General features: G+C 37.3%; 27 protein-coding genes and 1 riboswitch. Of the genes, 4 read left to right on the forward strand and 23 right to left on the reverse strand.

Translation table 11 applies throughout. The annotated features are described in order from the left end of the window. Positions 1-4: 4 nt before the first annotated feature. From csrA to LG329_RS05390, 14 genes are all read right to left on the reverse strand, one after another. Entirely contained in the window at positions 5-235 is a 231-nt protein-coding gene (gene csrA / locus LG329_RS05325; RefSeq protein WP_404454296.1) for a carbon storage regulator CsrA, read from the reverse strand. A 2-nt stretch (positions 236-237) separates the two neighbouring features. Beyond that, positions 238-687: a flagellar assembly protein FliW gene (gene fliW / locus LG329_RS05330; protein ID WP_404454299.1), complete on the reverse strand. Its 450-nt coding sequence runs from the start codon at positions 685-687 to the stop codon at positions 238-240. Between the two features lie 17 nt (positions 688-704). Then, on the reverse strand, positions 705-1280 hold the full coding sequence (locus LG329_RS05335) for a DUF6470 family protein (RefSeq protein WP_404454302.1): 576 nt from the start codon (positions 1278-1280) through the stop codon (positions 705-707). A 333-nt stretch (positions 1281-1613) separates the two neighbouring features. Then, positions 1614-2498 carry a flagellar hook-associated protein FlgL gene (gene flgL, locus LG329_RS05340; RefSeq protein WP_404454305.1) on the reverse strand — a complete coding sequence of 295 codons (885 nt, stop codon included), beginning with the start codon at positions 2496-2498 and terminating at the stop codon, positions 1614-1616. Positions 2499-2506: 8 nt separating this feature from the next. Beyond that, entirely contained in the window at positions 2507-4081 is a 1575-nt protein-coding gene (gene flgK, locus LG329_RS05345) for a flagellar hook-associated protein FlgK (RefSeq protein WP_404454307.1), read from the reverse strand. Positions 4082-4105: 24 nt separating this feature from the next. Beyond that, positions 4106-4594, reverse strand: a complete 489-nt coding sequence (locus LG329_RS05350) for a flagellar protein FlgN (RefSeq protein ID WP_404454310.1) — start codon at positions 4592-4594, stop codon at positions 4106-4108. Between the two features lie 13 nt (positions 4595-4607). After that, positions 4608-4874: a flagellar biosynthesis anti-sigma factor FlgM gene (flgM, locus tag LG329_RS05355; protein ID WP_404454312.1), complete on the reverse strand. Its 267-nt coding sequence runs from the start codon at positions 4872-4874 to the stop codon at positions 4608-4610. Between the two features lie 94 nt (positions 4875-4968). Then, a complete protein-coding gene (locus LG329_RS05360; RefSeq protein ID WP_404454315.1) occupies positions 4969-5388 on the reverse strand; it encodes a TIGR03826 family flagellar region protein in 420 nt (139 codons plus the stop codon). 40 nt (positions 5389-5428) lie between these two features. Next, a complete protein-coding gene (locus LG329_RS05365) occupies positions 5429-6112 on the reverse strand; it encodes a ComF family protein (RefSeq protein WP_404454317.1) in 684 nt (227 codons plus the stop codon). 1 nt (position 6113) lies between these two features. Continuing rightward, the gene (locus LG329_RS05370; RefSeq protein ID WP_404454320.1) at positions 6114-7532 is read right to left on the reverse strand and encodes a DEAD/DEAH box helicase; all 1419 of its coding nucleotides are present in this window, start codon (positions 7530-7532) and stop codon (positions 6114-6116) included. A 63-nt stretch (positions 7533-7595) separates the two neighbouring features. After that, positions 7596-8438 carry a DegV family protein gene (locus LG329_RS05375; protein WP_404454323.1) on the reverse strand — a complete coding sequence of 281 codons (843 nt, stop codon included), beginning with the start codon at positions 8436-8438 and terminating at the stop codon, positions 7596-7598. Between the two features lie 278 nt (positions 8439-8716). Further along, complete coding sequence (locus tag LG329_RS05380) at positions 8717-10018, reverse strand: transposase (protein ID WP_404451027.1); 1302 nt, start codon at positions 10016-10018, stop codon at positions 8717-8719. Positions 10019-10330: 312 nt separating this feature from the next. Next, entirely contained in the window at positions 10331-11023 is a 693-nt protein-coding gene (locus LG329_RS05385; protein WP_404456412.1) for a response regulator, read from the reverse strand. Positions 11024-11214: 191 nt separating this feature from the next. Beyond that, on the reverse strand, positions 11215-12351 hold the full coding sequence (locus LG329_RS05390; protein ID WP_404454325.1) for a sensor histidine kinase: 1137 nt from the start codon (positions 12349-12351) through the stop codon (positions 11215-11217). 183 nt (positions 12352-12534) lie between these two features. Between LG329_RS05390 and LG329_RS05395 the strand changes: the two genes are divergently transcribed. Then, positions 12535-13167 (forward strand): YigZ family protein, encoded by a 633-nt coding sequence (locus LG329_RS05395; protein WP_404454327.1) that lies wholly within the window; start codon positions 12535-12537, stop codon positions 13165-13167. Positions 13168-13211: 44 nt separating this feature from the next. Here LG329_RS05395 and nagB read toward each other — a convergent pair whose 3' ends face one another. Next, complete coding sequence (gene nagB / locus LG329_RS05400; protein ID WP_404454330.1) at positions 13212-13937, reverse strand: glucosamine-6-phosphate deaminase; 726 nt, start codon at positions 13935-13937, stop codon at positions 13212-13214. A gap of 4 nt (positions 13938-13941) precedes the next feature. After that, positions 13942-15120, reverse strand: coding sequence for an N-acetylglucosamine-6-phosphate deacetylase (nagA, locus tag LG329_RS05405; protein WP_404454333.1), 1179 nt, complete (start codon positions 15118-15120; stop codon positions 13942-13944). A 144-nt stretch (positions 15121-15264) separates the two neighbouring features. Here nagA and LG329_RS05410 point away from each other — a divergent pair, with 144 nt between their 5' ends. After that, the gene (locus tag LG329_RS05410) at positions 15265-15993 is read left to right on the forward strand and encodes a GntR family transcriptional regulator (protein ID WP_404454336.1); all 729 of its coding nucleotides are present in this window, start codon (positions 15265-15267) and stop codon (positions 15991-15993) included. Positions 15994-16273: 280 nt separating this feature from the next. Here the strand turns inward: LG329_RS05410 and nagE are convergent, their stop codons facing one another. The 5 genes from nagE to LG329_RS05435 all read right to left on the reverse strand — a co-directional run bounded on the left by nagE (position 16274) and on the right by LG329_RS05435 (position 20146). Next, positions 16274-18208, reverse strand: a complete 1935-nt coding sequence (gene nagE, locus LG329_RS05415; RefSeq protein WP_404454339.1) for an N-acetylglucosamine-specific PTS transporter subunit IIBC — start codon at positions 18206-18208, stop codon at positions 16274-16276. Positions 18209-18311: 103 nt separating this feature from the next. Further along, positions 18312-18800 carry a VanZ family protein gene (locus tag LG329_RS05420; RefSeq protein ID WP_404454341.1) on the reverse strand — a complete coding sequence of 163 codons (489 nt, stop codon included), beginning with the start codon at positions 18798-18800 and terminating at the stop codon, positions 18312-18314. Positions 18801-18812: 12 nt separating this feature from the next. Next, positions 18813-19535: an SIS domain-containing protein gene (locus LG329_RS05425; protein ID WP_404454344.1), complete on the reverse strand. Its 723-nt coding sequence runs from the start codon at positions 19533-19535 to the stop codon at positions 18813-18815. A 69-nt stretch (positions 19536-19604) separates the two neighbouring features. Next, entirely contained in the window at positions 19605-19937 is a 333-nt protein-coding gene (locus LG329_RS05430; RefSeq protein WP_404454345.1) for a helix-turn-helix domain-containing protein, read from the reverse strand. Between the two features lie 68 nt (positions 19938-20005). Continuing rightward, positions 20006-20146: an anti-repressor SinI family protein gene (locus tag LG329_RS05435; protein ID WP_404454347.1), complete on the reverse strand. Its 141-nt coding sequence runs from the start codon at positions 20144-20146 to the stop codon at positions 20006-20008. A 21-nt stretch (positions 20147-20167) separates the two neighbouring features. Continuing rightward, positions 20168-20252, reverse strand: a riboswitch (cyclic di-GMP riboswitch). A 1005-nt stretch (positions 20253-21257) separates the two neighbouring features. Between LG329_RS05435 and LG329_RS05440 the strand changes: the two genes are divergently transcribed. Together LG329_RS05440 and LG329_RS05445 are read left to right on the forward strand one after the other, a co-directional pair. Beyond that, positions 21258-22202, forward strand: coding sequence for an LCP family protein (locus tag LG329_RS05440; protein ID WP_404454350.1), 945 nt, complete (start codon positions 21258-21260; stop codon positions 22200-22202). A 264-nt stretch (positions 22203-22466) separates the two neighbouring features. After that, on the forward strand, positions 22467-24482 hold the full coding sequence (locus LG329_RS05445; protein WP_404454353.1) for a penicillin-binding transpeptidase domain-containing protein: 2016 nt from the start codon (positions 22467-22469) through the stop codon (positions 24480-24482). 40 nt (positions 24483-24522) lie between these two features. Here the strand turns inward: LG329_RS05445 and LG329_RS05450 are convergent, their stop codons facing one another. Together LG329_RS05450 and LG329_RS05455 are read right to left on the reverse strand one after the other, a co-directional pair. Continuing rightward, a complete protein-coding gene (locus LG329_RS05450) occupies positions 24523-24966 on the reverse strand; it encodes an IDEAL domain-containing protein (RefSeq protein WP_404454355.1) in 444 nt (147 codons plus the stop codon). A gap of 185 nt (positions 24967-25151) precedes the next feature. Continuing rightward, positions 25152-26177, reverse strand: coding sequence for a hypothetical protein (locus LG329_RS05455; RefSeq protein ID WP_404454358.1), 1026 nt, complete (start codon positions 26175-26177; stop codon positions 25152-25154). Positions 26178-26240 lie beyond the last annotated feature (63 nt).

The following is a 26240-nucleotide window of genomic DNA, read 5'->3' on the forward strand; positions in this document are numbered from 1 at the left end:
TTAATTATTTTTTATTGTTCTTTTTTCCTAAAAGTCCTATCAAATCAGCAGAAAGATTTGCGGCTGCATTATTTTGTTCTTGTATATCTATATATATTTCTTTCCGGTGAATATCAATAGATTTTGGTGCATCTATCCCAAGCTTTATTTGGTCACCTTCGACTCCTAATACTTTGATTTCAATATCTTCCCCGATTTGAATGGATTCATTTAGTTTTCTAGTAAGGACTAACATGACTATACTCCCTTCGCTTCAGAGGAATTAGGTTGTGTGATCAATGATTTCGTAGAATAGTCTTCGTGATTTAAAATATATTGTTTACCTCGTTTGGTAGTCGGATTTATAATTACAGGCGCCTTCAAATTTAGCGTGCTTTTCTCAAATGGATCGTTTAATGTAACAATTGAAAGTACAGTTACGTCCTTTTCACTTCTGATTAGTAGATTTTCTTTTACATTTGTATCCAGTTCAAATTCATATTCTAGATAGAAGTGATATGGATTTGCAACAACGAATGCGACATCTGGGGTAGCTACAGACTGCAAAATTTGAAACACTGGATTCCCCAGTAAATCCAGTAAAACAAACCTTGTTTCTTCTGCAAATCCTGGCAATCCACTGGGGAAACTGATTAATTGCTCTTCATCTAATTCAACTTCACCTAAATATTTTGTCTGAATTCTCATTTTGGCATTACCGTCCTTTAAACCTTTTTATTGGAAAATAGATTCACAAAATCAATCTCTAAACTTTGATAGTTTTGCATACTGACATCAACCGAACCTGGGATAAACTGAATTTGAGGTTTATGGGGTTCAGCTTTAATAATCGGTTTATTTATATTTACATTGATGTTTACTTCAGCCGGCTGATAATTAATTTTCACCGCTGACATAGAGGGGATAAATTTTATGCCAATTTTCTTCATTCCATCAAACGCATTCTGAATGGCTTGGCCAACAATAGGATTCCCTTTATTTTCAATTCTCATCAACGCGTCACCTTGCCGCACACGTCTTGCAGTTCCTTCATTTGCAGCCTGGATTCCCTCATTTGCAAACTTTTCAATGCGCTTCGAAATGTGCATGATATTCATATCTTCCCATGCCTGAGTCTGATTGATATCAAGCTTTGAAGGAGTTGTACTTATCGTCATTTCAGCTTTTGGTTGTTGAATGGATAGCGATGCTTCAGGCTGACGAATTCTTTGCTTACCACTCGTTTGCTGAATGTTAATGTGAGCCATTTGCGACTGCATCCGAATTTGAGGTAATTGCATGGAGCCATCTCCCCTTAATTAATCATGATTAGAAAAGCGCAAGCGCCCGTTAAGCGACGTATGGACTGGATTGAACCGCAGGAGATAAAGGAAACACGGTGAGCTAATGCGAACCGATGTTGACTTATCGTACGGAGGTGAAGGAAGTCCACTAGTCGCTGGGCTCTGGAGCTAGACAGACTTTCGTTTATACTTTCCTTGCTGATTAGAAAACTTGGCTTTCGCCAAGTTTTTAATGGCGAAAGCCTTAGTTGCACTTATGCAGATAAATCTGCTAAAACGAAAACCCTGACCCACCAATAATTTTAAGTGGTCAGGGCTAAAACTTGTACCTTAGCGCAAGAAGTCTAATAAGGTTGGTTGAATAATACGTGACCCTGCAGATAATGCAGCACGATGTACACTTTCTTGTGCTATCAACTTTGTTATTACCTTTTCATAATCAATATCTTCATTTTTAGACATCATGCTTTTTGCACTAATTTGTTGTGAACTCAATCGATCTTCAATTAATTCCAGACGGTTCATTCGTGCTCCTAAATCAGCCCTAGCATTGATTATTTTATCTATACTGCCGTCTAATGTACCAATGCTATTTTCAATATCCGTTTGGTCACTTCGATCAAGAGCATCAATAAAGTCATTAACTTTTGTAAACAAATCCTCACTAAAAACTTCTGATCCTGCGACATTAGCTTGAAGTTTCGTGCCACTAGAAACTTCGATCATGACAGGACTACCATCTTGAACATATGATAAATTACCAGTTTCCTCATCTACCTTAATTGGCTTTGTATCTGTTTTCGTACCATTAAAAATAAACTTTCCATTCACATTCGTATTGGCAATATCTATCATATGTTCCTTTAGTTGCTCTACTTCTTTCATGATGCTTTCCCGCTGTTTTGGATCATATGTACCATTACTGGCCTGAACTGCTAATTCACGCATTTTTTGTAATGCTTTTGTCGCCTTGTCCAAAGCGGCGTCTGAGCTATCCATCCACGTGTGAACCTCAGTTGTATTACGCTGAAATTGTTCAACTTCAATGACCTGTGAACGATAATTCATGCCTTTCATTGCGATCACAGGATCATCAGAAGGACGATTTATTTTCTTACCGGTTGACAACTGTTCTAAATAGTTGCCCATTTTAGAATAGCTGTTGGATAAGTTATTGAGCATATTACTAGATAGCATACCTTGTGTAATCCGCATCTCTTACCCTACCTTCCTACAATACCCAAATTATTGATAATACGATTTAATAATTCATCAGCAGCCGTCAAACTGCGTGCTGCAGCATTATATGCATGTTGAAACTTAATCATATTTGCCATTTCTTCGTCAAGAGAAACAGAGCTTACAGACATGCGTTGGTTCTCCACTTGTGCCTTAAGGACCCCTGTATTTTCAGCCATCCGATTTGCTTCCTGCGCATTAACACCCAGGTCACCAATCAATGATTCATAAAAGGTTTTTGCAGATGTGTTCTTCCCTAGTCCATCCAATGGTGTTTCAAACACGTCTGCTAATAGGCTCGCATTAGCACCATTTCCCATATCTCCGTTTTCACTAGCAGCAATTAAATCAGGGTCTTCCACGATTGCTGCGTTCACCGTAATTGATGCTGCTGAACCAGAATAATTTTCTTTTGTAGAGTCTAGTTCATCAAAGTCATTGCCATTAGTAGTAAAAAATGCTCCTCCCCAAGTTCCTGCTAGGTCTTTCCCATCATCATGAACATCATTAAACTTTTTTGCAAATTCAAATGCCATCTTATCTAAACTTGCTAGCATTTCTGTATATGTACCTTTTATAGACCCATTAGTATCCTCATAACCATAAGAGTCAATAAAGCCTTTTAATGACCCAGTTACATTTTCCAATGGTATATTTGTTCCGCCTTCTACTTCCCCTGTTGCTTCATTCACCTGTCCACCCACGTTTATTCCTGTTACAGCATTCAGTTTGTCATCAGAGTATGTCACGAAAAATTCCTGATGTGTTCCGTCTTCTCCATTAACCAAATTAACACCTAAAGGGTTTCCTTCCTTATCAACCAACTTAATCGTCGCTACTCCATCAGCCATAGCTAACGAACCATCACTACTTTTAGAATAGTCAACCTGGATATTAACAATATTAGACAACTCATCGATTAATCGATCACGCTCATCATATAAATCGTTCGGCAAAAAGCCGTTCGTTTCGATATTTTTTATTTGTTGGTTTAACGCATCCACCTGACTGATTAACGAGTTTGCATCCTTTAATGTCACATCTATCTGCTTCTTCAGGTCACCCCGCATAGAGTTAATTGAATCAGAAAAGTAGTTAAACGTTTCCGCTACAGCAAGTCCCCTCTGCGCAACTACAGATCTTGCACCTGAATTCTTTGGGTTAACTGATAAGTCTTGTAGAGATTGCCAAAATCGATCCATCGTTTTTGCAAGACCATTTTCGGAAGGTTCGTTCATTAATCCTTCCAGACGCCCCAGTGCATTCGACATCGTTCCATAGTAACCTGCCTTACTATTTTCCGCTCGATATTGATAATCTAAGAATTCATTCCTTATCCGTTGCACAGATCCTGCTTGAACGCCTGTCCCTAACTGTCCTGGGATCTCAGGTCGATTTCTAGACACTGTTGGGAATGGTGATGTTGTTTCAAAATTGACCCGTTGTCTTGAATATCCCGGTGTATTTGCATTTGCGATATTATGACCTGTCGTGTATAGCGCTGATTGCTGGGCAAATAAAGCTTGCTTCGCCATTTCAAGTCCGTGAAATGTACTCATTACCTTACTCCTCTCAAGGAAACGTTACGCTTTAGAATCAAATACTGATCGTTTCGTCGATTCCGTTTCCTTTGTGCTTCCGTAATTTAAATTATTTATAGATGGGTTCATCATATCTAATGATAACTCCACAAATTGTAATGATTGCTGAATAAGTGTCTGATTTAACTGTTCCTGTCGCTTTAGATTTGTAACGGAATGGGTCAGTTGGGTTGTTATATCCGCCAGCATTTGTTGCTGTTCGTTATCTTCCAGCATTTCCAGCATAGTCGTAATGGTTTGGTCTTCGGATTGAAAATTATTTACTTCAAACCAATCCTTTACATCCTTTAGTCGGGCTGTTTCCACTTGTTCCAAAGCTTGAACATGCTTACGCTCCTTAACAAGTAAAGGTTGTAAATTCTCCATGTTTCCTTCTTTAATAGCAACTGTCTTTTGTTCCGAAATGGATAGAAGACTATCATGTAACATTACGAGCTTTTCCAGCGATTTTATAATAGTTTGTAGGGACAAAATTTCGCCCTCCTTATTGATGTTTATTCCAAAATGCAATCATCTTACTTGCAGTCTTTTCATGGTTCACTTTATAATCACCAGACTGAACAGCATTTTTTATTTCTTGCACATAAGCCGCACGTTCGCCACTAGGCTTTTCGTTTCCTTGCAATTGCTTAGCTTGACTTGAAATCTGTAGCTGGTCCTTTTGATTTACTTCCTTGCTTACATCGGTTTGCTTCTGTATGTGATTTTTATATGGATTAAAATTTGTATGGTTAGCTCCATTTATTTTCATTCATATTCACCTCTTTTGTTTCATTCTTTACCTTCTATTCCAGTATACTTTCTTCTTATATCTTATATCGGTTCAATTACTAAAAATGTAAAGTCTATTGATCCTTCTTAAAGGAATAATAAATTGTCTGCTTATTTTCCTTTTCCTTTAAAAGTTTTACTCGCTCTGCTACCTGCGTTTCACTATCTAAGTCCCGCAATAACTCATCCGCACATGCCGTACATAATTTACCAGTATTAATATTATTACCACACTTTTCACAAGGATAAGCAAGCTTCGGAAACTGTGACGTCAAAAGTCTTTTTTCTTTAATGAATTTTGTTATCAATTGACCACTTACACCAGTTTCTTCTTCGACTTCAGGTAAGGTTGCTTCTCTATTTTTTTTCAAACGTAAAAATCGACTGACTTTTTGAAACGCATTTTCCTCTTCATTATAACAATTTTTACATATATCTTTTAATGTTTTTACAAACAGTTCATTACATCGAGTGCAATTCGCTAATTCGCCCATCATAATTCTCCTTATCATACATTAGTATACCATATAGCAACTAGCCTCTGATTAACGTAAACGTATATACGCCAGGACATCCCGCTTCTCGCAAGAGTCTCGCTGCATGCCGTAAAGTTGTACCTGTTGTATATATATCATCGACAAGAATTACAACTTTTTTAACTGTTTCGTTAAGGGAAAATGGATTCTGTGCTGTAATTCGTTCGTATCGTGTTTTCTTTGATTGTTTTTCACCATGAACTCGTGTGAGGATTTCCCTTTTTTCCATTGGTAAAAAATCGGTCAGCATTTTTGCCTGATTAAACCCCCGTTCATTTAATCTTTCTTGACTTAGGGGAATTGGGACTAGAACCGATTCTTTTGCTAGAAAACCGAATACATCCTCAAAGCTTTTTATAAATGAATCCTTAAATATGTCACCCAAACAATAGTCACCACGGTATTTCCATTTTGTAATCATAGCTTGTATCGCCGTGTTGTATGTATAGATGGAATAGTTCTTTAAAATGATATCTTCTCCATTTGTTTGCTTCCGCCACTTTTGACAATCAGGACAAATAGCTTCGTCATAGGAACGACTACATATAGAACAACGGGATCCACTAATAATCTCGAGACCTTCCGCACAATTTACACACAACGCTCTCTGCGTCGGTAATAATAAAAAGTTGCTCCACGTCATTGTTAAGATAATTTCCTCGTTACACCACAAACAATCCATCCTATTTAAAACCTCCCCTTTTGTTCATTGATTTAATGGAATGTATTGCTTGTACCATTGCATTGGTTTTGCCATCGTGGAAAAATACCACTTCGCCATGCGGGTCATCGTAACTTCTTCCAGCTCTCCCTGATATTTGTACTAATGCAGCTTCGTCAAACACCGTGTGGCCGGCATCAATCACGGCAACGTCAACCGATGGAAAGGTTACGCCTCGCTCCAAAATTGTTGTTGTGATTAATATCGAAATTTCTTTGTTACGAAACTGAATAACTTTCTCTTCTCGATTCGCATCAGAGGCATGGACAGTAATCAGTTCTCGTTCAGATTTTATATCGCCAGTAACCAATAGATTTTTCGCGAGTTTAGCCTTCATTTGTTTTGCTAGATTAATGGTCGGCACAAAAATTAATAGTTGACGACCCGGTGTTTTTCTGTTTTTTAACCAGGTAAAAAAGGCAGTAGGAGGGTGATAGTTTCGTAAACTTTTTCGTAATGTGAAACACATTTCCATTGTAGGTACAGGCAGGGGATTTCCATGAAATCGAACAGGTACGAAGATATGTGCTAATTTATTTCTCGAGATTCGTTTACGATGATTAATACGTGGAGTGGCAGTCAAATATATCGTTGTGCTAGTATCCTTTTTTGCACGATTTGTGGCGTATGGAAGAGAAGGATCAGCATGAAATGGAAATGCATCAACCTCATCAATAATCATCACATCAAAAGCAGATTGAAAACGTAGCAGCTGATGAGTGGTGGCTAGAATAAGTTGCGCAGTACCATCACTATCCTTACTTCCGCCATATAAACCCTGAATATGGATAGCAGAAAAAGCCTCACGGAATCGTGGCAGCAGTTCTCGTACAACGTCTGCCCGTGGTGTTGCTAAACAAACCCGCTTTCCCGCCTCTAGCGCATGGCTTATGCCCTCGTACAGCATTTCGGTTTTCCCTGCACCGCAAACTGCCCAAACTAAGAGCTCCAATTCATGATTAAGTATCACGTGTGAAATTCGATCACTAGCCTGTTTTTGACGCTCAGTCAGCTCCCCATTCCAGCTGCAAGGGTGTTCATGGATCGGCCAAATAGGTTCAATGCCGCGCCAACTATAAAGAAATTGGCATTCTAGTACCCTACCCATTTCAATACATTTACGGCAATAAAAATGGGGGGTGTTGCAATTATGACAAGGGATTAGTCCAAATAATGATCGTTTTTGATTGTTGCACCTAACACATTGAGGAAAGCCAAACTTTTTTATGATCGTTGTGTGTGGAGAGAATTGTTGTTGGTTAAGTAGGTGTTCAAACGCAGAATCATCCATGGGTATTTCTGTTCGCAGTAATAGTTTACCTGCATATCGTTTAGCGAGGGCTGATTCTTGCAGATTATCAGCATGAGGGGGATTTTTCACTATGTTCACTCCTATTAAGTTATAATTCAGAACTACCCGTTACCAGGCAGTTCCAACTATTTCCTATTTCGTATACCATCCTATACCAATCGAACCTTGTCCTAGATGAGTGCCGATAACTGGACCAAAGTAGCTAATGTGACATTCAATAGAAGGATGCTTTTCCTCTAGGTCTTGTTTAATGACCAATGCAGCTTCTTCACAATTACCGTGAATAATAGCCACATGAAGTGGTTTTCCTCCATTAATATCTTCTTCAAGCATACCAATTATCCGATTAAGTGCTTTCTTACGTGTTCTGATTTTTTCAAATGGAACAATCACTTTATCGACAAAATGTAAAATTGGTTTAATTTGCAGTAGGCTTCCAACAAGTACCTGTGCACCATTCAATCTTCCACCACGTTGCAAGTGACTTAGATCATCAACCATAAAGTAAGCCCGCATGGACTGTTTCATTTGATCAAGACGATCCAAAATAGCTTCAGGAGATTCATGATTTTCAGCCATTTTTGCGGCTTCTAACGCATAGAATCCTTGTGGCAAACAGCTTATTTCAGAATCAAAAGGATATACTGTAATTCCATCTACCATTTCTGAAGCACTAACAATTGCTTGATATGTTCCACTGATTCCACTTGACAGGTGAATCGAAATAACTGCATCATAATGAACCGCAAGCTCTGTTAGTTTTTCCTCGATAGCGTAAGTGGAGGGCTGAGATGTTTTTGGTAAGTTCTCCGCTTCCTTCACCATTCGGTAAAATTCGTCTGTTGTCAGATCCACTTCTTCTTGATAAGACACTTCTCCAAAAACAACACTAAGCGGTACCATATGTATCGATTCACTTTCGCGGAGCTGCTTTGGTATATACGCTGTACTGTCTGTCATTACAGCAACCTTCATACTACTCACCTCAAAAACTTTTCCTCTTATTTATATAATTAGTTTACATGAAGGACAGTGTTAAATCCATAATAAGAAAAACCGGGCATAGACCGCCCGGTCCTTTTCTGTGCTAGAGAACATCCGTTAGTTTGTATTCCTGGCCATGTATTCCCTTGTAATACTCTGGATACATTTCTCCACCACAATGTTCGCATCTAAACTGAGGCGGATCCGTTGGATCACCGCCATCCATCAAATCAAAATCTCTAACTACATCATAAGGTATTTTTTCTTCCTCATGACACGTTAAACAAACAAAGTTGATTTTCGTTTTCTTTTTCGCTAAGTGGTCGTTCCCCTTTTTCTTTTTCCCTTTTTTGCGGTTTTTGGATTGGTGTGTAATAAGCTATCACCCTTTCTAAGTACTTTCTTGCTTCCTTGGTTAAAGCTACTTTTATTTCTAATTGTCCATTCTCAAGACAGACCTCTCCCTGATACACATAATAATTATTGCAGTGCGGGCATATTAGGGGATCTTTTTGTCCACCAGCGATAACACGTTCTCTCCATGTTTGACGGCGTATTGTTTTCCACACTTTTATGATCCAACGCCGCCTTCCTTCTTGCCACTTACTTAATAGCTTCTTACTTAGACGTTTACTTCTTCTTGAATACATACCATAGTGGCGTATTGTTTTAAATTGGTCATCTGGTATATGACGAATCAAACGACTGATAAAGGCTTCCACCGTCAGCGTTTCATGCTTTTCTTTCCCATCTGTTTTATCGATGTATTTAAAAGTCACCTGTTGTCCATCATATGCCTCGATCCGATTGACTCCAATCGCTGGTCGACGAATATAACGGCCAATGTAACGAAGTTGTTCCTTTATTTTCCCCTTCTGTTTCGGCGCATGCACATAGAAGCCTTCCCCATTTTCGGAAAAAGCCTTTTGCAGTCGTGGTTGTACACGCCTCTTTTCCTGTTTGGTTAAGTTCCTACGGATTAACTTTAATACCACCGTTTGCCATTGCTTTCGAAGCATTTGGAAAGGGATATAATCATAGTCCTTCCATTTTCCTTTTCTCGTTATCCCTCCCATGGTTACCAACATATGGACATGGGGATTAAAATTTACCCTGGAGCCAAATGTGTGTAATCCGGAAATGATACCTGGTGTCACCTTTGCCTTCTTTTGAAAAAAGTTTGTAATTAATTTAGCTGCCTCATCCATTAGCGGTTTCAAAAGATGACGGTGTAAAAGAAATATTTCCCGTAACCCTTCATCGATTGTAAAAATCATGTGCCGATGATTTACCTGTAAAACGTCTTCCGTTAATAATCGGCTCCACTCTTCACTTTCCCCAATAGAACAGGTCGTGCAAAAACGCCCTTTACACCGGAATGCTACTTTATGTACGTCGTTACAGCCCTCGCAAACAAAGAGTTTGAATCCATTTTTCATATCTCCACAGCCTTGAAATTTTTCTACCTCCTTCAGAACGACTGGGCGGATTTTTTCTCTGTGTTTCTTCTTGAATGTTTCCCAATGATTGTAGTTATCAAAAAAGATTCGTTTCAGAATATTTTTCTCCATACATAGAAACTACCACAGTTACCTTTACTGTAGTAGGGGTTAATTTTATACTTTCTTTCCTTTCAAGAAAAGCGCAAGCGCCTTGGTCAGCCCCGACAAGTTTAAGACGAATCTCTTAGTGATGATTTTTATCACAAAGAGATTTGACTTAAAACCTCAGGCGGGCTAGGCGCTGGAGCTAGACAGATAAACCCCAAAGTTTTATACTCTTTCATAATAAAAATATGCCCTGACACAACACGCATCAGGGCATAAATCGTAATAACGATAAGAATGAGGAACAAAACAAATTGTTTGTATACAGTTAAATGGTTATATTATCTCTACCCAACCTTTACGGATTGCTGCTACAACTGCTTGTGTTCGGTCATTTACATTCATCTTTTGAAGGATATTACTAACATGGTTCTTAACTGTCTTCTCACTGATATACAACGAATCTGCAACCCCACGATTACTTTTACCTTCTGCTAATAACTGTAAAACTTCACATTCACGACGAGTTAACAAATGCAATGGTTTACGGTAATCAGCTCCTATTTCAGATCTATTGGCAGGAGACTCTTTTGCTAATCGGCGAAATTCTTGAACTAAATTATGGGTTACTCGTGGGTGTAAATATGATCCACCATCACTAACAACCTTAATTGCTTCAACTAGTGAATCTGAGTCCATTTCTTTTAATAGATAGCCTTGTGCACCAGTTTTTAATGCATGTGTAACATAGCTTTCATCATCATGAATCGATAAAATGATAACTTTTGTATCCGGATGATGTCTTACTAGATTTGCAGTCGCCTGTACCCCATTCATATCAGGCATATTGATATCCATTAATACTACGTCAGGTTTATGCTTGGCAACTAGCTGTGCTGCAACATTTCCATCGTCACCTTCTGCTATTATTTCAAAAGAAGATTCAAACTCCAGTATACGCTTAACCCCTTCGCGAAAGAGTTTATGATCATCTATTAACGCGATTTTTGTAAGATCTTTTTTTACCATCAATTTTGTTCCTCCTACAAGGTTTTTACTATTTATCTGTTTCTCCCTATTACGTAGATGATTTCAATATACTCTATTTATAACGGTATAAATTCAGTATACATAAACTTTTTGGTTCATGTAGTAGGAATTATTTCCTAACTTTCCTAAGTCTTATAATTCTGACTATACCACATCTTTACGATATTGTCCTATTCTTTATTCGGAACGCTAATAAATATAGCAGTCCCCTCATTTATAATAGAGTTTATTTTAAATGTGCCATCAAGCATGTCCACTCTTTCACGCATTCCAATCAGCCCAAAAGAATTATCGGTTTTTATGTTTGGATCAAAGCCGCGGCCATTATCTTTAACAATCATTACCAGGTTATTTCGTTTTATTTCTAATTTAACCATAATGTGTGTTGCTTCAGCATGTTTAATCGAATTCTGAACTGATTCTTGAACGAGGCGAAAAAAAGCAACCTCATATTTCTGATTAAAACGCCGTTCATTTCCGATCGCAATAAATTCAATTTTGAGCCCTGTATAATCTGCAACATTAGCAATATATTTTTTTAATGTAGGCACTAATCCTAAATCATCTAACGCCATTGGTCGTAAGTCGTAAATAATTCTGCGTACCTCATATAAAGAAGTTCGAATCATTTTACGCATACTACTAATCTCTTTTCGCACATGATCCAAGTCGCCTTGGCGGAATGTACGATCGACTATTTCAGACCGAAGCAAAATATTCGCAAGCATTTGAGCAGGTCCATCATGAATTTCTCTTGATATTTTCCTACGCTCTTCTTCCTGTGCTTCAATTATTTTCAGGCCAAATTGATGTTTTTCTTTTGCATCTTCAATTAATTCATTTACTTGTTTAAAATCATCATTTAAATAGGTTAAAATTACTGTGATTTTGCCGGCTAATCCTTCAGCCCGATCTATTGTTTGATCTAATACAAGTAAGCGTCGCTCAAGATCATCACGCTTTTCACGTAATGCTTTTTCTTGTTGCTGAATCATTGCAAGGTCGGTTTGCATGGCATGCGTATTTTCATATACTTGTCGTATTTCAGCTTCAGAATAGCGTTCAAAGTATTTGCTTACCTCTGATAGCTTCCTTCTTGAAAATCGCACCTTTTGTTCAAGCTGATCTCCATTAGTGATATGCTCTATGACTCGGTTCTTGGTTTCCAGCAATTCTTGTGTCAAAAGCTCGTACTCTTTCCGAGATTCTTCACTAATATTAAAAATTTCATCCTTGCTGTTTTCAACAACCTCGACCATTTCATCAATGATGCCATCTAAGGCTCTTTCGGATGTCTTCATCACCATTTCTCTCACCAACCTATGTATATATATTTCGAATCGTATTACTTTTTTATTAGGGTCTTTTAGCATACTTAATGGTATTTTATTCTTTTTCCTAGGAAAATGGTATAGGTTTTTGCTACCAGTTCTTTATTTGCACTTATACCCCCATTTGTAATAATGTTAACATAGGAGGTTAAATGCTACATGCTATCTAATTATTATACCATTAAAAAAGAAGGATCTAATCAAACTGTCATTCAAAAGTCCCGCTTTATCGGTCATGTAAAACGTGTAGAAACGGAAGATGAAGCACGTTCCTTCATTAACGAACTCAAGAAAAAATTTCATGATGCAAATCATAATTGCTCTGCCTATATAATTGGAGAACACGATCACATACAAAAAGCAAATGATGATGGTGAACCCAGCGGTACGGCCGGTGTACCTATCCTAGAGGTTTTGAAAAAACAACAACTGAAAGACACCGTCATTGTGGTGACACGTTATTTTGGCGGAATTAAATTAGGAGCTGGCGGATTAATTCGAGCTTATGGTGGGTCTGCATCAGATGTTATAAAAGCCACTGGTGTAGTAGAACGTCAATTAATGCAGGGCTTGCTCGTGACCGTGGATTATGGACTGCTAGGAAAATTGGAAAATGTATTCCGCACATCAGAACATGTATTATCTAAGATAGATTATTTGGAGCAAGTTGTATTTCATATGTACATAAAAACCAAACATGTACAGGAGTTTAAGGATTGGGTTGTGGATCTAACAAGTAATCAAGTATCGATTGAGGATAAAGATCATGCTTATATTGAGATTGATAGATAGAAACAAAATCCATCAAGAGCGTTTTAAACGCTTTTGATGGACTTTTACAATTTGGATAGCGCTGCCTCATCGGCAACAATCGTCACATTGTTATGTTTCTGTAAAATAGACGCTGGAAAGCTTTCACTAACATCGCCATTGATGAACCTAGATAGTGCCTCGGCCTTTTTCTCTCCAGATACGAGAACAATAATTTCTTTACTTTCCCTAATCGTTTCAATTCCCATGGTAATAGCTCTGGTTGGAACATCCTCTATCGAACCAAAAAATCTAGCATTTGCCTGGCGCGTTGATTCAGCTAAATTTACAATGTGTGTCCTGCTTGTAAAAGGGGTTCCTGGCTCATTAAAACCAATATGACCATTTGTCCCTATTCCAAGGATTTGTATATCAATATTCCCATTCTCATGGATTATTTTTTCATAATCCTTACATTCTGATTGAACATCTGTCACATCCCCATTTGGAACATGAGCTTTCTCCATATCTATATCAATATGCTGGAATAGATGATCCTTCATATAATGGTGATAGCTATTAGGGTGATCCATCGAAAGACCAATATATTCATCTAAATTAAAGGTAGTTGTATCTTTAAATGAAACTTCTCCACTACGATATTCTTCAATTAATTTTTTATATAATCCCTCTGGTGTTGATCCAGTAGCCAGTCCTAAAACAGGATGTGGTACACTGTTTATTTTATCCAATAAAATAGAACAAGCCTTTTCACTCATTTCATCGTAATTCTTTACTTTTAATACATTCATAGAGCTATACCTCCTTATATGCAATAGTTCCTCTACAGATGGTGTGATGAATCGTTAACGTTTCATCAACGAGTAAAAGATCCGCATCTTTTCCGGCTTCAATACTCCCTTTTTTATGAAAAATTCCAATTTGCTTAGCAGGATTTACCGAAGCCATTTCGATAATATCCCCGATTGCTACTTGTGATAACTGCAGCATATTTTTAACTCCATCATTCATTTTCAAAATACTGCCAGCTAATGTCCCATCTTCCAATACTGCGCGATCAGTCGAAACAATAACAGGTTGCCCTCCAAGCTCATAATTTCCAGCATTCAGGCATTTTGCACGCATTGCATCAGTTATCAATATCAGACGCTCACTTCCCATATTGTCATAAATCAATTGCATCATTTCAGGCGATACGTGAATCCCGTCTGCAATTAATTCAGCACGTAATTCTGCATTCTGCAAAGCAGCTCCAACTACACCAATATCCCGATGATGAATTCCTGACATTGCATTACAAATATGGGTAACTTGTCTTACACCATGTTTTACCGCTTCATTCATATCAGTGAACCCACTTTTCGTATGGCCAGCTGAAACATTCACACCAGATTGATGTAGGAACTTAATAAATGTTCCTTCAGGATCATGTTCGGGCGCCATTGTGATGGTCTTAATCATATTGTTAGCAGCCTTCTGCCATTGGCGATACAGATCAATATCCGGTTTCAAAATATGTTCAAGTGGCTGTGCTCCTGCCTTGCTTTTTTCAATAAACGGGCCTTCTAAGTGGACACCAATTACTTCTGCATATCCTGATTTACTTGGATAATTAGCAACATTTTTAAGTGTAGACTCAATTGAATCTTTTGATTGGGTAATGGTTGTTGCAAGATAGCTGGTTGTCCCTTCTTTCGGAAGCACCTCAGAAATCGCATCAAGGGCCGCTTCCGTAGCATCCATCACGTCAGCACCGTTCGCCCCGTGTATATGCCCATCAATAAAACCGGGAATCAGGCTTTTACCGGTTCCATCAATAACCGTTGCATGTTGAGGTATATCTGCAGGGGTAACTTTATCATGATGAATTGCTTGGATCTTATCATTTACAATTACAATAGATCCGTCTTCTATTATTTTATTTTCCATATAAATTCTCGTGTTATTAATAATTAATACGCGATCCTTAATCATTATGGGTCAACCCTTTCTATCGTTAACGTTAGCATATAAATATATAGTTGTCTATACATTTATATAGGTATATACAACTTGTTTATACTTTGATAAAATTCAAGTAATAAACGTGATCGAACCTAGTTTTGGAAGGAGATTATCATGATCAATAAAAATTCACCATTGCCCATTTATTATCAACTTGAAGAGGAAATCCGACTACAGATTACTGCCGGAAAACTAAAACCAGGTGAATTATTACCGTCTGAACGTGAGTATGCGGAACGATATGATATTAGTCGTATGACTGTACGTCAGGCGATTAACAACTTGGCTTCTGAAGGATTGCTGTATCGTCAAAAAGGACGAGGAACATTCATTTCAGAGAAAAAGTTCGAGCAGGATTTACAAGGGCTGACTAGTTTTAGTGAAGATATGCGAGAACGTGGATTAACCCCTTCCAATAAAATTATTAGTTTTCAGCTGATTGAAGCAAATAAGCGAATCGCCGAAACCTTACAATTAGATATAAATGAAGAAGTTTATGAAATCAAACGAATTAGGTACGCAAATGAATCTCCCATTGCAGTGGAAACAATCTATACCCCTAAACGACTGGTTGGGGATTTAAGTCAAAAAAATGTTGAAGAATCTTTTTATAATTATATTGAAATAAAGCTAAATCTTACTATTGCATATGGTGATCAGGTCATCGAGTCTGCCTTGGCAAATAAGTTCGAAATTGAAAGCCTTAACCTCAAAAAAGGCGACCCAATCTTGATCATGCATCGAACCAGCTACTTATCAGATGAAAATGTAACCCCACTTGAATTTGTAAATTCAGCTTACAGTGCTGATAAGTACAAATTTAAACTACAGATGAGAAGATAGGGACAATCCGGGTTTGCATAATCCGGGCTTGGCGGACATCAGATCCGTTATTTGTGACAAAATGGGTAAATTCCCAATGTTCGCGGACATAGGTTCCGCTATTTTGTATAAAAGCAGTAATTTCCTTGTGTTTTTTCGTAAATAACGTACTCAGTGTCCTACTAGCCTTGAATTAGGATCATTTAATTAAAATAACGGATTCCATGTCCGCATAAGATATTAAGAGCCTTTTACAAAAGGGTGAAGTGGCACATTCTATGCCACTTCACCCTTTTTTACTTTATTTAATATCAATAATCCCTTTATTGCCCGCTCCAATTGTTCCTGATTGAAGCAACTCCACACTTTCATTTTCACTTAAGTTAGTAAACACAATTGGTGAAACAGTAGATGTCGCATTTGCCTTAACGTAATCTAGATCAACCTTAACAAGTACGTCACCCTTTTTAACCTTGTCGCCTTCCTTCACATAAACATCGAAGCCAACACCTTCTAACTCAACTGTATCCAGTCCAATGTGTACTAGAATTTCGTGACCAGATTCCGATTGAATTCCAACTGCATGCTTTGTTGGGAATACATTCAGGATTTCACCATCAACAGGCGATACATACAATCCATCCTCAGGATCAATTGCAAAACCATCACCCATCATTTTTTGTGAAAAAACCTGATCAGGTACTTCTGTAATTGGCATCATTGTTCCTTTAACAGGCATTACAAATTCATCGGCGTTAAATCCTTGCGTTTGAACGGAAGTGTCATTTGCCTCTTTAGCATTTGAATCAGTAGGAGCTTCCATATTTCCTTGATCCATTCGTTTTCTCATAGCATCAGCTAAGAATTCAACGGTTGTCCCTACAATAACTTGTAAATTTTTCTTATTCACTTTCATTACACCATTCGCGCCTTGGCGTTTTAACGCTTTCTCATCAACTTTACTCATATCATTCATTTGTAAGCGAAGTCTTGTAGCACAATAGTCCAGCGTCTTAATGTTTTCAGGTCCACCCAATGCATCCAAATAGTGATAAGCCGTTCCATCATAATTTTTGCGACCTTTTCCACTTGAAGGTGCTCCAGTTTGTTCATTTTCTTCTACGTAAACCTCATCGTCGTCCTCGCGACCAGGTGTTTTCAAATCCAGTTTCTTGATCAGTACATAGAAAACCACAAAATAAATCAATCCAAAAATTACACCTTGTACAAGTAATAACAATGGTCTTGATGCAATTCCGAAATTGAGAAGATAATCGATAAGCCCTGCTGAGAAGCCAAAGCCATGTTTAATATCCAACCAAAACGATACCATCATAGATAGTCCTGTTAAAATTGCATGTACTAGATACAATAAAGGACTTAGAAACATAAATGAATACTCAATCGGTTCCGTAATTCCCGTTAGAAACGATGTTAATGCAATACTTCCAAGGAATCCTCCAACCGCCGCTTTACGATGTTTTTTCGCTGCGGCAAACATTGCTAAACACGCTGCAGGTAAACCAAACATCATGATTGGGAAGAACCCTGCCATAAAGAACCCTGCATCTGGATCACCATTTAAGAAACGGTTAATTTCTCCATGCCATGTTTGTCCAGCAGCATCAACAAATGTTCCAAAGTCAAACCAAATTAATGTGTTAACAACGTGATGTAACCCAATCGGAATTAATAACCGATTAAAGAAACCGTATGCCCCAACACCAACAGCACCAGAGTTAATAAACCAACTACCTAATGAATTAATTCCGTCTTGAACTGGTCCCCATAATAGACCAATTACCCCTGCTACAAGAACCATTAAAACCGATGTAATAATCGGCACAAAACGTTTTCCACCAAAAAATGCTAAGAACTCTGGTAGCTGAATATCATGAAATTTATTATACAAATGTCCGGCAGCTATACCAGCTATTATCCCGGCAAATACCCCGAGATCAAGTTCGTCATTAATTGCTTTATATCCACCACTAAAAACCAGATAACCTACAGCACCTGATAGCGCGGCAGATCCATTCCCGTCTCGCGAAAATCCGATAGCTATACCAATAGCAAATATAAGACCTAAATTATCTAAAATACCTCCACCCGCGGCAGATACAAACGGAATATCAAATACATCCGGTGCACCAAGTCGTACTAACAATGCCGCAGCAGGTAGCATTGCAATCGGAAGCATTAACGATTTTCCGAGTCGTTGCAAATACCCTAACATATATAAACTCCTCCTGTTATTGTGAAATCGCTTTCTATGAAAAAGTATACCATCATGTTATATAGTTGTCTATACAACCATGTCGATAAAAATCGAATCATGTTTATCTACGTCTTTTTATGAGGTTGTTAATAAAAACGATTGCCACCAATGCGATTAATGCACCAAACACGTCTAATCCGACATCTCCTGCATATGGCGTTCGATTTTGTGTAAAGCCTTGGTGAATTTCATCAGTCACAGCATAAAGACTTGTTAAGATAAACGAGATTGCGAGCCGTGCCTTAAAAGAAATTCGCAGTGTCTGTTTACATGCAAGATAAAATAAACACATCAATATTAAATAAACCGAAACATGAGCACCTTTTCTTACAAAAAATTCGATGAATCCATTAATCCCAAGTGCTGCTACACTTACTTGTGAATGGTGATAGGAAAAAGAAATACCTTCAACAATCGGGATCAGAAAAGAAAAATCAAGATACTCTGACATAAAAGGCTTAATGTCCTGTTCTTGATATGGTGTTGATGATGAGTAAAAAATGACTCCCATCCAACAAATTGGAAGGAGCCAATATGTATATTTTTTCATGTAAACCCCACTTTAAAATTTTATTCTATCTTTATATTTATTTATTAATTCCTGATTATGTTGATCGGCACCTTCTAAATTACCACTTAAAAATACTGGAGGGTCAATGTTTTCCTCCGCTAGTATTGTGATAGATTCAGCAAGTACATTATTTATAATCGTAGCACCAATTGCTGTTGAAACAGGTCCATAATTTACTGCAACTTTTGAATGACTTAACACTGCATCTCCTGTTGGTGCATGGTTATCTATTACTGTATTTACTACCTCATGCAGATACTTTCCGTTAACATGGCGGGATGGCTGACTTTCCGCATATGTAATCGATGTAACCCCTATCACATAAGCACCTTTCTCTTTAGCTACCAGCGCTACATCGACTGGTACCGGATTTCGTCCTGACGTCGAAAATACAATCATAACATCACCTGATTGAATTCCCTGTTCGTTCATAAACTGTTCGGCATAGTTGTTTTTTCGTTCTAGCGTAGAGGATTGAATAGCGCCTTCGTGAAGCATTAACGGCTCATGTAAAATTGGATGAATAGGGACAAGTCCGCCAGCACGGTAAAAAGTCTCTTCTGTCAATATATGCGAATGCCCACATCCAAACAAATGGACGATACCATCCTGTTTGATTGAATAAGCAATCCTTTTGGCCGCTTTATTCATCGCTTCACTTTCATTCGCTTCTACTGTTTGAAGCAACTCCTGTATACGAGAAAAATAGTTCACTTTAACCCATCCTTTTAAGAATAATAAAAAAACCGTATGCTATTTTAGCTCTACGGTCAAGACAAAAATTTAGTTATCCTGTTTTTTTCTCCATTTGTTAAAATCAAGATATTCTTTGAATTGTTCTTTTGATACTCCTGATTCCATTGCTTCCTGTACGATTTTCAACCATTCACCATCTAGTTTTTCCTCTATACTGGTAGCGTTTTCCTCACGTATTAATTCATTTACTGTGACACCTAATACGACACCGATTTTCTCAATAAACTGGATCGATGGGTTCGATTGGAGATTACGCTCAATTGAGCTTAAGTATGATTTGGCTACACCAGCTTTTTCTGCAAGTTCAGATATAGACATATTTTTATCTTGGCGCAGTTGTTTTATTTTTTCACCGATCAAGTCCACACACCTACCTTTAGTGAAAGTATACCACAAAAAAGTGTATGGTTCTATATTAAGCACATTTTTTAATGATTAATATTTTGATCAGTTTGTATTTCATTTAGAAACAATCTAACCTCCTCTACTGTAATTCCAATACTTTTCGCTTCCTGCAGCAACTCAACCCATTCGTAATCAAGATCTGTTTGATTCACCGTTTTCACCATTGTTAGCCCCCATTTATTTTCCCGGGTAACCCAGCCGTCTTAGCTGTTCCGCCGTAGACCTGTGATTTTGCGCCCCCACTTTTCAGTAAGTTTGCCCTTTTCTGAGGAAACAATTTTTATACTACTATTGTACTACATGTAGAAATGATAGTGGGTGTATTGTTTTGTCAAAATGCAACTAGTTTTGTTGGATAAGGTTAGTATATACGAAAAATTCTAAAAAGTCATGTTCTATTTTACTACAATAGTGTTTCCCCACCATATGCCAGTATTCCTAAGTAGTTGCTCCTAAAATATCCCACCCGAAACTTCAGATAGTACTCCTATCACTATTTATTTTGGCTTCGGATTCGGCCTCAACCTGATTTTTAAGTTTTTCAACCTTTTTTTGGAAACTTCTTTCACACCAGCATTCTCCTTCTGTATTTCCGGACCGTTGATCAGCCTTAAACTAAAAGGATTTCGAAATAGTTGTTTCACTGCTACCAATCGCATTAATTATCCCCTTTCCTTCTTTAGAAAGAACAATCACTCTTCTAAATCAACTATATGCTACTTTTATCATATTCATCAATCTAAATATTTTGACCTATTTTTTTATAAATTTCCTAAATACCGAACTACCAAAAGCATATCTGTAAAAGTAAAGACATAATTTATGATTAACTCCGCCACGTTCGTTCTCTTTTAAATAACGTTTCGTTTCATATAAAGAACATCTAAGTAAATTATAAGTCATTTTACCTACACCTTAAAACTGCAAATTCCACCAAATATATAAAATAACAAACATATTCCTTTTATTATTATTGATTTACGCAGTTTTAGTTAGTTTTGCTGTTTATTTAAATTTTCCACTTTCGACACTGCCCCGAAAAGATGTATCGTTACAGCATCCCCAATTACATCCGCTAATTAATTACATATACTAGTATGATATGACTAAAATCGATAGACTTACCCGCTTGAATTCGTTATAATCTAACCATATACTGACTATTTTAACGGAAAGAACTTCAACCAAATCCAGTAGTTGAGAATCCCGGCATTCGCTTTAAAGGACTAGACGAATACCAGGTTTTTCCGAGGTGGACATTAGAGGAGAATTATAGTGGATAAAAGAGCTGATAAGCGACGGGCAAAGAAAAAACGAAAATGGCCATATTGGGTTGGTGGAATTATCGTTCTATTAATCTTGGGTGCAGGTTTATATCTTTTCAATTTATACGATAAAATTGAAGATACTGTGGCCGACATGCATGAGCCACTTTCCCGGGACGATGATCCTGATAGAAAAAAGAAACTAGAAAAAATTGTAAAGGACAAAGATTCAATAAATGTATTGCTACTTGGTGTTGACCAACGGGAAAATGATGTAGGTCGTTCCGATACGATGATTCTTATGTCACTTAATCCTAAAACCAACAAAATGATTATGGTTAGCATTCCTCGTGATACATATGTGGAAATTCCAGATAGAGGAATGGATAAGATTAATCACGCCTATGCATTTGGTGGAATTGATTTATCTGTAAAGACAGTTGAAAAGGCATTTGATATACCGGTTCATTTTTATGTAAAGGTAAACATGGAAGGTTTCAAACAAGGAATTGACGCACTTGGTGGTGTAACGGTCACAAACGATCAGGCGTTTTCCCAAGGTGGAGAGACCTTTGAAACAGGTTCAATTCATCTAAGCGGTGAAGAAGCACTAAAGTATATCCGTATGCGTAAAGGGGACCCGCGTGGCGACTTAGGACGCAATGAACGTCAACGCAGTGTTATCAAAGCAGCAATGGAAGAAGCTGCAAGTTTTACAAGCATAACAAAAGTTAGTGATATTTTAAGTATTCTTGGTGATAATGTAACGACAAACTTAAACATGGAAAAAATGCAAACATTATTTTCTGACTATCGCGATACAAGAAAAAACATCAAAACATTAGAAATAAGTGGTAGCGGAGATATGATCAATGGTGTTTGGTATTACATTGTTCCAGATCAGGAAATGAATCGAATAACACAAACAATCAAAGAACATATGCAAGCGAAATAACATCGAGAAGTCATTCTGAGTATAGAATGACTTTTCTATCTATATACAAATGTTTGCATATAGAGGATGTTCAAAAAGTCACCAAATGATAAACTACGAATTTCTTCGTTGGCTCGTCTTTCCGGTCCTCATGTAGCAGTAACCTACATTCCGGTCCTCAAGACTTCGCCGCCTCGAAATTCTTGATCCTAATTCGGTACCTTTTTGAACACGCACATAAAGAAAATGTTAAACTAAGTTATCTATTAAGAAAGTGGGGATCTTATGAAGAAGATAGTTTTCCTAATGTCCATGGTGCTATGTATCTTATTAGTAGCTTGCTCCAATGATGAAGTGTCACCTAATGAACGATTTGATACATACGTAAAAAACTGGCATGATAATGATTTTTCAAAAATGTATAAAATGGTCGCAGATAAATCTAAATCTGAATATCCAACTGAGGAATATGTTGATCGATACAAGAAATTATATAAGGATTTAGGTGTATCTGACTTAAAAATAACCTACGAAAAATTAGACGAAAAAGAAGTTGAGGCTGCTTTTGAAAAAGGAAAAGCTACCTATCCATTTTCTGTTGAAATGAACACAATTGCTGGACCAATTACCTTTGATTATGAAGCGCAACTAATTCAACAAGGTGAGGAAGAAAATAAAAATTGGTACGTGAAATGGGATCCAGGATTTATTTTCCCGGCTATTAAAGACGGTGGAGATATTGCAATTACAACAGAAAAACCAAGACGTGGGGAAATACTTGATCGCAATCGAATGCCACTAGCAATTAATGATGATGTTTGGGAAGTAGGTATCGTTCCCGGAAAGTTAGGAGACTCTCCTGAGGCAAAGAAAAAAGAAATAGCAGATTTACTCGGAATAGATGTAGAAACGATAAATAATAAGTTAAATGCTAATTGGGTTTCACCAGATGATTTCGTACCAATAACCAAAGTACCGACTACAAAAGAAAACCTAGAAGAATTGTGGGCTACTGGACCTGTAGCAGGTAAAAAAGTAACAGGTCGCGTCTACCCATATGGTGAATCTACAGCACATTTAGTTGGTTACATCGGTAAAATTACTGCGGAAGAGCTTGAGAAAAATGATGATGGGACTTATTCTGCAAATGATATGATCGGTAAACGTGGACTTGAACAATTATACGACAAACGATTGCGTGGGGAACAAGGCATTAAAATAGTAGCGGAGGGTCAAGAAGATGTTGTCTTAGCAGAAAAACCTGTCAAAGACGGTGAAAATATTATGCTGACAATCAATGCTGAATTACAAAAGAAAATTTATCAATCGTATGACGGCGAAGCAGGAACAACAGCAGCAATCGATCCAAAAACTGGCGAAACACTAGCACTTGTGAGCAGTCCGGCATTTGACCCAAATGAATTTGTATTTGGAATCTCACAATCCAAACTAACAAAATTACAGGAAAACCCGAAGCAACCACTTATCAATAAATTCTCGGCAACCTTTGTTCCAGGTTCGGTTATTAAACCAGTTACTGCTTCAATTGGATTACAAAGTGGTGCAATTGATCCTAATGAAGGTGTTGAAATAAACGGATTAACTTGGAGCCCTGGAAAATCCTTTGGGAATTATGAAATACACAGGGTTTCTGAATCTGATGGCCCTGTTGATCTCAAAGACGCTTTAATTCGTTCTGATAATATTTACTTCGCAATGAAAACCCTTGAAATGGGTAGCGAAACATTCGTTAATGGACTACAGAAGTTTGGATTTGGTGAAGATATTCCGTTTACCTACCCAATTCAAACGTCAACTGTTTCAACTGATGGTAAATTAAAAGATAAGGTACTGCTTGCGAATTCTGGTTATGGTCAAGGTGAAATGCAAATCAGCGCACTTCACTTAGCAGCCACTTATACACCACTTTTAAATTCCGGAAATATGATCAAACCTATATTGTTGAAGGATGAAAAAGTAAGTCAAGTTTGGAAAAAAGATTTAATAACCGAAGATCAAGCAGCACTTCTACGTGAAAGCTTACGAAGAGTTGTTACATCAGCAAAAGGAACTGCAAATGGCGCACAAAAAGCTGACTTCCCAATCTCAGGAAAAACAGGTACTGCTGAGTTGAAAAAATCCAAGGACGTTAAATCCGGCCAGGAAAATGGCTGGTTTGTGGCATATCCTACTGAATCACAAGATATATTAATCGCTATGATGATTGAGCATACCGAAGATAAAGGTGGAAGTGCTTACGCGGTTGAAAAGGTAACAAAGATTTTAAAAGAAATGAAATAAAACAAAGCTACTCCAGATTAAATTTGGAGTAGCTTTTGTTTTATAGTTGTTTCACAAGTTTATCAAATGTATCTTTATCTCGTTCATCTAATGCTTTATCGATTAAACGTTTTATATTTTCATATTCTAATTCACCTATAATGATAGCGTTTTCATTTTTTGAGTCAGTATCTTCTTCAATGGATTCATCCATATAATACGGCTTTGCTATTTCATTGAGTTGTAGTAAAAAATCAGGAATGGATACAAGTTCACTCATAGCAACTTGAATGACATCTTTACCCTTTTGAAAAGCGAACAATGCGTCTATATTTTCTACCTTCTGTGTCCTACGATTAATCCGAATCTCTTTTTCCTTTGTAGGTACAAATTGGTATACCTTCTCATTAATGAATAATGCAAAGTACTGATAAGCAAGAATAACTCGAACATAATCCCCATCGGCTTTTATATAGTATGGCTTTAACATCTTAACGGTTAGCACTTTTCTCCACCTCCTGAAGTTCATCTTGTTTAAATTTTCAGTTAATTAATTTTACCTAATTTCTCGTGAAAACACAAGAGAGAAGTTTGTCGAAAATAATATATTTACTTTTCCAAAGATCTAAAATAAAGTTCTATTTGGGATTACCGCCAATTCTCTGGAAAAAATTGACGGCATTATGTTTATTATATTATTTGATTTAAAATGTGTTCAGCAATTTTATTTATGTCAGATTCATCTACATCTTTGAACTTTTCCTCAACCTGACTTTGATAAATACCTGCCTCTTTCAGATGTTCAATCCCTTGTTTCATGTAGGACTTATACGCTTTGTTAAGTTTTTCAATTTCCGTAGCATACTTTTCATCTGTTCCAGGTGTTACTAATTCTTCATATAAATCTATAATTTCATCCCCTGCTCGTTCAGGAAAAAACTCGTGCGGATCCGTGCTATCAAAGATACAAAAGTCCATTTCACGAACAAGCACCATATCTATGCTGTTCGAATCAAAACTACAATGATATAACTCTACATCATAGCCTTGGTCTGTACATGCCTGTGCGATTTTTTTCATAAACGTCGACTTTCCAGTGCCAGCTCGACCCTTAATAAAGTATGCTTTGGAGACACTCTCCATAAGCTCAGGTACAACATTTACTACACCGTCTTTCGTATTGGTTCCGAATAAGCGGCGGTAAGTATATCCTTCTCCCTCATTAGTTGATGAGGAGGTTATTAGTTTATTAATATACTTGGAAGCAACTTGATCTGCTTTAGCAAAGTCCATTTCGTCAATATATATTTCTTCAAGGTCATCGTGTATTTTTAAGCCGTTATCGAACGCTTTATAGGCAGTTGTTGAGTATTCATTCTTTTTTGCAAGTAATTCCTCTATATCCAATGTTTCATGCTCTAAATCGATTACACGACCATTTTCAACTTCAGGAATCGGGTGAGCAATCACGGCTATGGATTTCTCTCGAATTATCACACCGTCTAAGAATTCATTTCCATCTAGACTTTTGATAATTTCTATGTCGCATGTATCTTCATATTGATTGATTAGCTTTCTAATTACCTCCGTTTTTATAGTCGCGGACTGATTATTTAATACAAATATATTTTCTATGTTTACAAGGTTTGATTCTGTAAAACTTTTCAAGCCTTGAGCTGTGTGACCCCATGCATAGTAGTAACTTTTATCAGACAAGTTAACACGCCCTTTCAGCTTTTTCCCCTTATTAGTTTATGTTGGATAGGCGAAAGTGTGCAA

It is taken from the genome of Virgibacillus necropolis (assembly GCF_044793635.1).
In the GTDB taxonomy this organism is placed as follows: domain Bacteria; phylum Bacillota; class Bacilli; order Bacillales; family Amphibacillaceae; genus Virgibacillus_F; species Virgibacillus_F necropolis_A.

Bases quoted from the DNA above. Each gene is read 5' to 3' on its own strand.
- csrA (WP_404454296.1), bottom strand. From the start codon at position 235: ATGTTAGTCCTTACTAGAAAACTAAATGAATCCATTCAAATCGGGGAA.
- fliW (WP_404454299.1), bottom strand. From the start codon at position 687: ATGAGAATTCAGACAAAATATTTAGGTGAAGTTGAATTAGATGAAGAG.
- LG329_RS05335 (WP_404454302.1), bottom strand. From the start codon at position 1,280: ATGCAATTACCTCAAATTCGGATGCAGTCGCAAATGGCTCACATTAAC.
- flgL (WP_404454305.1), bottom strand. From the start codon at position 2,498: ATGCGGATTACACAAGGTATGCTATCTAGTAATATGCTCAATAACTTA.
- flgK (WP_404454307.1), bottom strand. From the start codon at position 4,081: ATGAGTACATTTCACGGACTTGAAATGGCGAAGCAAGCTTTATTTGCC.
- flgM (WP_404454312.1), bottom strand. From the start codon at position 4,874: ATGAAAATAAATGGAGCTAACCATACAAATTTTAATCCATATAAAAAT.
- LG329_RS05360 (WP_404454315.1), bottom strand. From the start codon at position 5,388: ATGGGCGAATTAGCGAATTGCACTCGATGTAATGAACTGTTTGTAAAA.
- LG329_RS05365 (WP_404454317.1), bottom strand. From the start codon at position 6,112: ATGGATTGTTTGTGGTGTAACGAGGAAATTATCTTAACAATGACGTGG.
- LG329_RS05375 (WP_404454323.1), bottom strand. From the start codon at position 8,438: ATGAAGGTTGCTGTAATGACAGACAGTACAGCGTATATACCAAAGCAG.
- LG329_RS05380 (WP_404451027.1), bottom strand. From the start codon at position 10,018: ATGGAGAAAAATATTCTGAAACGAATCTTTTTTGATAACTACAATCAT.
- LG329_RS05385 (WP_404456412.1), bottom strand. From the start codon at position 11,023: ATGGTAAAAAAAGATCTTACAAAAATCGCGTTAATAGATGATCATAAA.
- LG329_RS05390 (WP_404454325.1), bottom strand. From the start codon at position 12,351: ATGGTGATGAAGACATCCGAAAGAGCCTTAGATGGCATCATTGATGAA.
- LG329_RS05395 (WP_404454327.1), top strand. From the start codon at position 12,535: ATGCTATCTAATTATTATACCATTAAAAAAGAAGGATCTAATCAAACT.
- nagB (WP_404454330.1), bottom strand. From the start codon at position 13,937: ATGAATGTATTAAAAGTAAAGAATTACGATGAAATGAGTGAAAAGGCT.
- nagA (WP_404454333.1), bottom strand. From the start codon at position 15,120: ATGATTAAGGATCGCGTATTAATTATTAATAACACGAGAATTTATATG.
- LG329_RS05410 (WP_404454336.1), top strand. From the start codon at position 15,265: ATGATCAATAAAAATTCACCATTGCCCATTTATTATCAACTTGAAGAG.
- nagE (WP_404454339.1), bottom strand. From the start codon at position 18,208: ATGTTAGGGTATTTGCAACGACTCGGAAAATCGTTAATGCTTCCGATT.
- LG329_RS05420 (WP_404454341.1), bottom strand. From the start codon at position 18,800: ATGAAAAAATATACATATTGGCTCCTTCCAATTTGTTGGATGGGAGTC.
- LG329_RS05435 (WP_404454347.1), bottom strand. From the start codon at position 20,146: ATGGTGAAAACGGTGAATCAAACAGATCTTGATTACGAATGGGTTGAG.
- LG329_RS05445 (WP_404454353.1), top strand. From the start codon at position 22,467: ATGAAGAAGATAGTTTTCCTAATGTCCATGGTGCTATGTATCTTATTA.